This window comes from Pelatocladus sp. (assembly GCF_059505505.1).
Genome location: NZ_JCACKS010000258.1, coordinates 23,354 through 29,353, shown reverse-complemented (window position 1 = coordinate 29,353; position 6,000 = coordinate 23,354). Strand labels below are relative to the sequence as shown.

The following is a 6,000-nucleotide window of genomic DNA, read 5'->3' as shown; positions in this document are numbered from 1 at the left end:
GGTTTGATGGTTGCTCCTGGTGCGGCTTTAGCTGATGTTCAAAGTAGCCAACAAAATGCGACTCAAAATGGTGCAGCTGCTGGTTTTGGTAACACAGTTGTGAATGACGCTACTCAAACAAATATCCAAGATATCACCAAGATTAAGAATGGTGCTTCCTGTCATGGTGGTAGCTACAACGCTCAATACTCTGGTCAAAACCTAGAACAAAACGGTGCTGCTGTTGGTACTGCTAACACCGTAGTCAACCAAGCTAGCCAAGGTGCTTTGCAAAACGCAACCGAAATTGCTAACGGTATCCACAACTGCTATTAAGTTTGATTGAATCTAAAGGGATGATGGTAGTAAGAGCGCATCCCCGACAAAAAATTACAACACACAACAACACACACAATACACAAAGGTCTAAAACAATGTTGAAGAAATCTTTTGCTTTCGGTTTACTGGCTGCTGGTTTGATGGTTGCTCCTGGTGCGGCTTTAGCTGATGTTCAAAGTAGCCAACAAAGTACTACTCAAAATGGTGCGGCTGTCGGTACTGCTAGTACCATTGTTAACAATGCTACACAAACAACTGTCCAAGGCATTACTAAGATTAAAAATGGTATTTCTTGCCAAGCAAGCTTCAATGGTCAAATATCTGATCAGAACCTTTCCCAAAATGGTGCTGCTGTTGGTGTAGTTAATACTGTAGCTAACGTTGGTGGTCAACTGGCTCAACAAACAGCTAATGAGATTGCTAATGGCATAACCAATTGCAACTAACGGTTAACCGAAGTTGACAAGCGGAATAATGCTCAGAGGTGAATATTCAACCCAAAAATCAAAACTGGCTTAAATCAAGAGGCGTTGCCAACTTTCGTTAAGCAACGCCCCGTCAAAATCAAAAACACACAACAACACAAGAGGTCAACTAGATATGTTTAGTAAAGTTAAAACTTTCGGTTTAGTAGTTACTGCTCTCATTATAGCTCCTTCTGCTGCTTTTGCTCAAGATTTTCAAGGTAATCAGCAAAATATTGATCAAGTTGGTGTTGCAACTGGTCGTGGCAATACAGTTGTTAACAATGCTAATCAGCAGAGCATCCAAAACTCAAACAGCGTAGGTAATGGTTACTGTAGACCTGGTGGTAATGTACAGGTTTCCAACCAGAATATTCAACAAACAGGAGTTGCTGTTGGTGAGTTCAACACAGTTGTAAATAATGCCAACCAGCTTTCTGTTCAAGATGCGCTGAAGATAGCTAACGGCTACTGCCGTTAAAATTAACTGTACAAGCCTACATGAGTTTAAGTTATGAGGCGTTGTCTATTCTTGAAAGCGAATTATTCTGTAATCCAAGCAACGCCAGCTTAGTTAAAACCAAGGTTAACCGAACTCCTGGTAAAGCAAAAAATCGGTTTTTTCTGAATATGTGAGGTATTCACGCCATGCCTGTTAAACGTTCGATTTCTATACTTGCAATCTCTGCGCTGATGGTATTACCTGCCGGAATAGCCACAGCAGGAGACATTGACATTCAAAACGGCAATAGTAGGGTAATTGTTGATACAAACAACGGTATTACGATTAGAAATAATTCCAGACCAACAACAAGCGTTTATCCCCTCCGCTTGCCTAATTCTCGAGTACGTGTTCAAAAAAATGGTATCTACACTGTTCCGACTGTTAAAGTCCCTAACAACACACGGAGCTATTGTAGCGGCAGAACTTGGTCACAACAAAGTGTACAAAGCTCCAACAATGGGCATAACCGTACTTACAGTTCTACAACCACATCTACATGTAAATAGTTCAATAGGTTAAAATCATCATGAATTTCAAATTTCTTTCTTTGGGTTTGTTTTCATTAACAGTAGTATCTCCTCTTTTCGCTCCTGCTTTTACTCGTCCTGCTTCGGCATTAGGTTGTGTTGCGACTGATGTCTCAGTACAAGTAGGAATTAGCGGTTCCAAAGCACCAGCTCAACAAAACAATAATGTAGATCAACAATTTGGAGAAGAGTGCCAAGGTAACAGTGTTACCAATACAGGAACTCAAGTTCAAAATGGTAGTGATCCTACTCAGCAAAACCGCAATAGCACTCAAGTTGTAGGTGGAGGTGCAACCAGCAACACTCCTGGTAAAGGAGATGTCGGTGTGAAAGTTCATGTTCCAGTCAATGTATACAACCCTGCTGCTGATCCAAACTTTCTTAATGGTGTTGGTGTTCCTCAACGATAAAAGTGTTCAAGAGGATACGAATTCAAATATTAACTTTTCCGAAGTCTTCTAGTGAGAGAGCTTCGGATTAATTAATGTTTTGGTTAAAGTATAAACTGGGTTTTTTACGATAGGTTTGAATTAAGTGCGATCGCTCTATTGTTAAAGACCCGGTTTTTTTGCTATTTAGTTTAAACCAAGTTTTCTATCAGTATTTAAGCAGATAGGTGATTTGCATACCTGCTGTTACCCACATTCAGCCATGAAAAAGATATTATTTCTGGCCTGCTGTTTAGCTTTGATCGCTACTGTTTCCGCAGCATTAGCTCAGAATTTCGTCAACATCCAAACCTCTTCTGTTCATGTGGACAGCAATAGTGATGATATGAGAAACTCCAGCACTTTTAGTCAGCAGTCTAGCTATTCTTCTGGATACCAAACAAGTTCAGTCAATTTGAGTGCTACTGATCTTCGTCAACCCCACATTTTGCGGATTAATACGAACGGTAGCCAATTAAATGGTGACATTATTCTCAATGGTAAAGTTGTAAAACGGCTTAATGGTAGCCAAGCGGAAATTAATTTATCACCTTTACTATCACCTGGAGAACATGTAGTTGAAATTTCGGGACGCTATGCTCCTGCATCATCTGGAATAACTGTAGAATTGAGCGGTCCTGGTATTACTTCTTCTCAGCAAACAAGTGGTAATGGTGTTTTAAATTATACTTTAAATTTAAGTGTAAATTAGGGTTTGCTGAAAAAGTATGAAAAAGCAAGATGAGGATTGATTAGAAATTCAAATTAAGGATAAAAGATAAGTTTTTGTTGTTTGCGATGAGCCAAACTATTATTTTAAATAATATTAGGCTGTAAAAAAAGTGTAGTTTTCAAAAATAAACATAAAAAAGCACTAAAGAAGCGTATGGGAATGTGTGGAGTACGTCACACTAGTTTAATTGTGGTGGGGTAGTTCAAGCACTATGTCAAGTTTAAATTGATGGATAAGAAACTTCGTAGTAAGGACTTATACCATTTTCATATGAAGATGCATAGAAAGAACCCCACCGCCTTCGGCACCTCCCCTTACCAAGGGGAGGTTGGGAGCTTTCAAGGGTAGGGGTTTTAAAATCTCGAAAATAGTTGATAAAATTCTCAATTGCTTAACGTGGTTTGGTTGTTTCAGGATTTTTAAATCGGCTGAAATAGTCAAAAAATGACCGAATACAAAACCCCTACCCTTGAAAGGAGGTTGGGAGGGGTTAAAATAATGTGCAGCTTCATATTTAATTGGTATTAAATCCTTATTTTTTTTTAAACACGCGCATTGCTTACTACAAACCCTTAATTCAAATTTGACAAACTACTAGTCAGATAAATCTGACTTTAACTATTAGCCAAATTATTTTTTGGCGGGATAGGGGGTAGGTGCAAGATCTAAGATAACCAATATTCAGTGTATTTACTATTAAATTTCTAAAAACTTGTTACATTGATATTAAATCGTTTGACTGGAGTATTTATCCATGCTTGAGGCGGGGCAAATATTGCGCGTTCGCGAAGCGACTCCACAAGAGTCTCGCTACCAACTCAAACAAAAATTGGGACAAAATGCAGGTCGTCAAACCTGGTTAGCTGAGGATCTCGCAACTCAACCAGCAGAATTAGTCATAGTCAAGTTTTTAGCGTTTGGTGATCAGGTACATTGGGATGATTTGAAACTGTTTGAGCGAGAAGCAGATGTTCTCAAACAACTAAACCATGCTCGTATTCCTAAGTACCGCGATTATTTTTCGATTGATGATCGTATTCTCTGGTTTGCTTTAGTTCAACAATATATTCCTGGTTCATCTCTGAAGGAATTACTCAATCAAAGACAAAAATTTACTGAAGAACAAGTCCGCAAAATTGCCTCTGATGTTTTAGAAATTCTGATTTATTTGCACTCATTAATTCCCCATGTACTACATCGGGATATTAAACCAAGTAATTTAATTTTGGGTGAAGATCAACAAGTTTACCTGGTTGATTTTGGTGCTGTACAAGACCGAGCCACAGCCCAAGGAGCTACTTTTACAGTAGTGGGGACTTATGGATATGCACCAATCGAACAATTTGGTGGTCGAGCAGTTCCAGCTTCCGATCTTTATGCTTTGGGATCAACATTAATTCATTTAGTTACAGGTACTTCTCCCGCCGATTTACCACAGCGAAATATGCGGATTCATTTTAGCGATCGCACTAATTTAAGTCCTCATTTTCTGCGTTGGCTAGAAACCGTCACCGAACCAGATGTTGAACAAAGGCTTAACACCGCGCGTCAAGCTTTAGAAGTTCTCAACAGTCGTCTAACCACTCACTCTCCTGGTATAGTTTCTCAACCTCATGGTAGCCGGATTCATCTTAAAAAAACAGCTAATTATCTAGCAATTAAAATTCCAGCACGAGGAATACAATCTTCTGATAGTTTTTTATTATTTTTTGTAAGTTTATGGTATGGAATTCTGCTTTTGTTCACAGGAGGCATTTTCCATCCTTTTTTATTAATTCATTGGCTGGTTGGTTTATTACCGCTGAGTATGTTGATATTTCCTGCTTTTGGAGAAGTATATATTCGTTTTGATCATAAATATTTTTTCATGGAATGGGAATTATTTGGTCAATGCTATCGCAGAAAGCGAGGAAATACTTCAGCTATTCACGATGTCTGTGTCAATCGTGAATCAATTTCTGTGAATCATCGACCCTTGATGGCGATTAGCATTGAAGCAGGAGTTCAAAAATACAAATTTGGTGCATTTAGTCCAGAAATAGCTGATGTAGAACAGCAATGGTTAGTTAAAGAAATCAAAGATTGGTTAAGACTTTGACTGTAGCCCCTTAGATTATTAGTTTGTGTAGCCGCGAATTCTATTCGCCAGGTATTTGTGTAACTCACAAGTTTATACTTACGTGAAAAATCAAGCTAATATAGTCAAAAACTTCATATCTAGCAAATTTTACTTAAAGATAGCCGTAATTATATGGTGATCTACTAGACTAGTTGCTAGAATTACTGTAAGTATAATTGTCAGGTGAAAACTTGTTAAGAGTTCCCTATCTCATCTGTATTGCTGGTGATTTAGAAAACTATATAAAAATATACTTAAGTGAAGCAATGATCAGTTTAATTGAGGCAGAAAGTCATAACACAAGCACTACAACTGCGATCGCCAGATTAGCAAAAGCGATTAACCTTTCTAAAAATCAATTTTCCTTACTTTTAGCTTGCTGTAACTCTGATAAAAAACAGCACTTACTGAGTTTGTTACATGAATTTTCACCAATAGCGATCGCTGAATTATCTTTGTCAGCTTCCGCCCAAACCTTGTATACCACTATTACCAACGCCCTTGGTTCTAACCAGCCCGAAGCTTTAATGGTACATGGTTTAGAATCGGTGGTCGCAATTAATCAACTCATCATTTCTACCAATTTAATGCGCGATGAGTTTGCTAAACAGTTTCAGTTTCCCTTGGTGCTGTGGGTAAACGATGAAATCCTACGAAAACTCATCCTGTTAGCGCCAGATCTCAAAGACTGGGCGGCTACAACTATTAGATTTGATTTGCCAGATCATGTTCTAGTTGAATAGCAGGCGATCGCATTTTTGTATTTTGGTGTTCTTTTAGGAACAAAAGCTCAAGCTATTTCCATCCAGTTTTATATCTGTGTTTACAAAAAACACCTAATAAACATTCTGATTCTCTCAGTAATGGGGTGATATATAGATTTATCTTTGAATATTTCTGTTTTTT

8 protein-coding genes are annotated in these 6,000 nt (G+C 38.2%); all 8 read left to right on the top strand.

Annotated features, from left to right (window positions below; translation table 11 throughout):
- A partial coding sequence (locus AC5JMK_RS27125; protein WP_495911399.1) for a filamentous hemagglutinin occupies positions 1-315 on the top strand: 315 nt, incomplete at its 5' end.
- 98 nt (positions 316-413) lie between these two features.
- Positions 414-764 (top strand): filamentous hemagglutinin, encoded by a 351-nt coding sequence (locus AC5JMK_RS27120; protein WP_495911398.1) that lies wholly within the window; start codon positions 414-416, stop codon positions 762-764.
- A gap of 154 nt (positions 765-918) precedes the next feature.
- Positions 919-1,263 carry a hypothetical protein gene (locus AC5JMK_RS27115; protein ID WP_096675895.1) on the top strand — a complete coding sequence of 115 codons (345 nt, stop codon included), beginning with the start codon at positions 919-921 and terminating at the stop codon, positions 1,261-1,263.
- A 167-nt stretch (positions 1,264-1,430) separates the two neighbouring features.
- Positions 1,431-1,793, top strand: a complete 363-nt coding sequence (locus AC5JMK_RS27110) for a hypothetical protein (protein WP_495911397.1) — start codon at positions 1,431-1,433, stop codon at positions 1,791-1,793.
- A 20-nt stretch (positions 1,794-1,813) separates the two neighbouring features.
- Positions 1,814-2,224 (top strand): hypothetical protein, encoded by a 411-nt coding sequence (locus AC5JMK_RS27105; protein WP_096675893.1) that lies wholly within the window; start codon positions 1,814-1,816, stop codon positions 2,222-2,224.
- A 241-nt stretch (positions 2,225-2,465) separates the two neighbouring features.
- Positions 2,466-2,954, top strand: coding sequence for a hypothetical protein (locus AC5JMK_RS27100; protein ID WP_495911396.1), 489 nt, complete (start codon positions 2,466-2,468; stop codon positions 2,952-2,954).
- 775 nt (positions 2,955-3,729) lie between these two features.
- Entirely contained in the window at positions 3,730-5,073 is a 1,344-nt protein-coding gene (locus tag AC5JMK_RS27095) for a serine/threonine protein kinase (protein WP_495911395.1), read from the top strand.
- A gap of 287 nt (positions 5,074-5,360) precedes the next feature.
- A complete protein-coding gene (locus AC5JMK_RS27090) occupies positions 5,361-5,837 on the top strand; it encodes a hypothetical protein (RefSeq protein ID WP_495911403.1) in 477 nt (158 codons plus the stop codon).
- Positions 5,838-6,000: the final 163 nt, after the last annotated feature.

Coding starts and splice junctions, on each gene's coding strand:
- AC5JMK_RS27110 (WP_495911397.1), top strand. CDS start 1,431: ATGCCTGTTAAACGTTCGATTTCTATACTTGCAATCTCTGCGCTGATG.
- AC5JMK_RS27105 (WP_096675893.1), top strand. CDS start 1,814: ATGAATTTCAAATTTCTTTCTTTGGGTTTGTTTTCATTAACAGTAGTA.
- AC5JMK_RS27115 (WP_096675895.1), top strand. CDS start 919: ATGTTTAGTAAAGTTAAAACTTTCGGTTTAGTAGTTACTGCTCTCATT.
- AC5JMK_RS27120 (WP_495911398.1), top strand. CDS start 414: ATGTTGAAGAAATCTTTTGCTTTCGGTTTACTGGCTGCTGGTTTGATG.
- AC5JMK_RS27090 (WP_495911403.1), top strand. CDS start 5,361: ATGATCAGTTTAATTGAGGCAGAAAGTCATAACACAAGCACTACAACT.
- AC5JMK_RS27095 (WP_495911395.1), top strand. CDS start 3,730: ATGCTTGAGGCGGGGCAAATATTGCGCGTTCGCGAAGCGACTCCACAA.
- AC5JMK_RS27100 (WP_495911396.1), top strand. CDS start 2,466: ATGAAAAAGATATTATTTCTGGCCTGCTGTTTAGCTTTGATCGCTACT.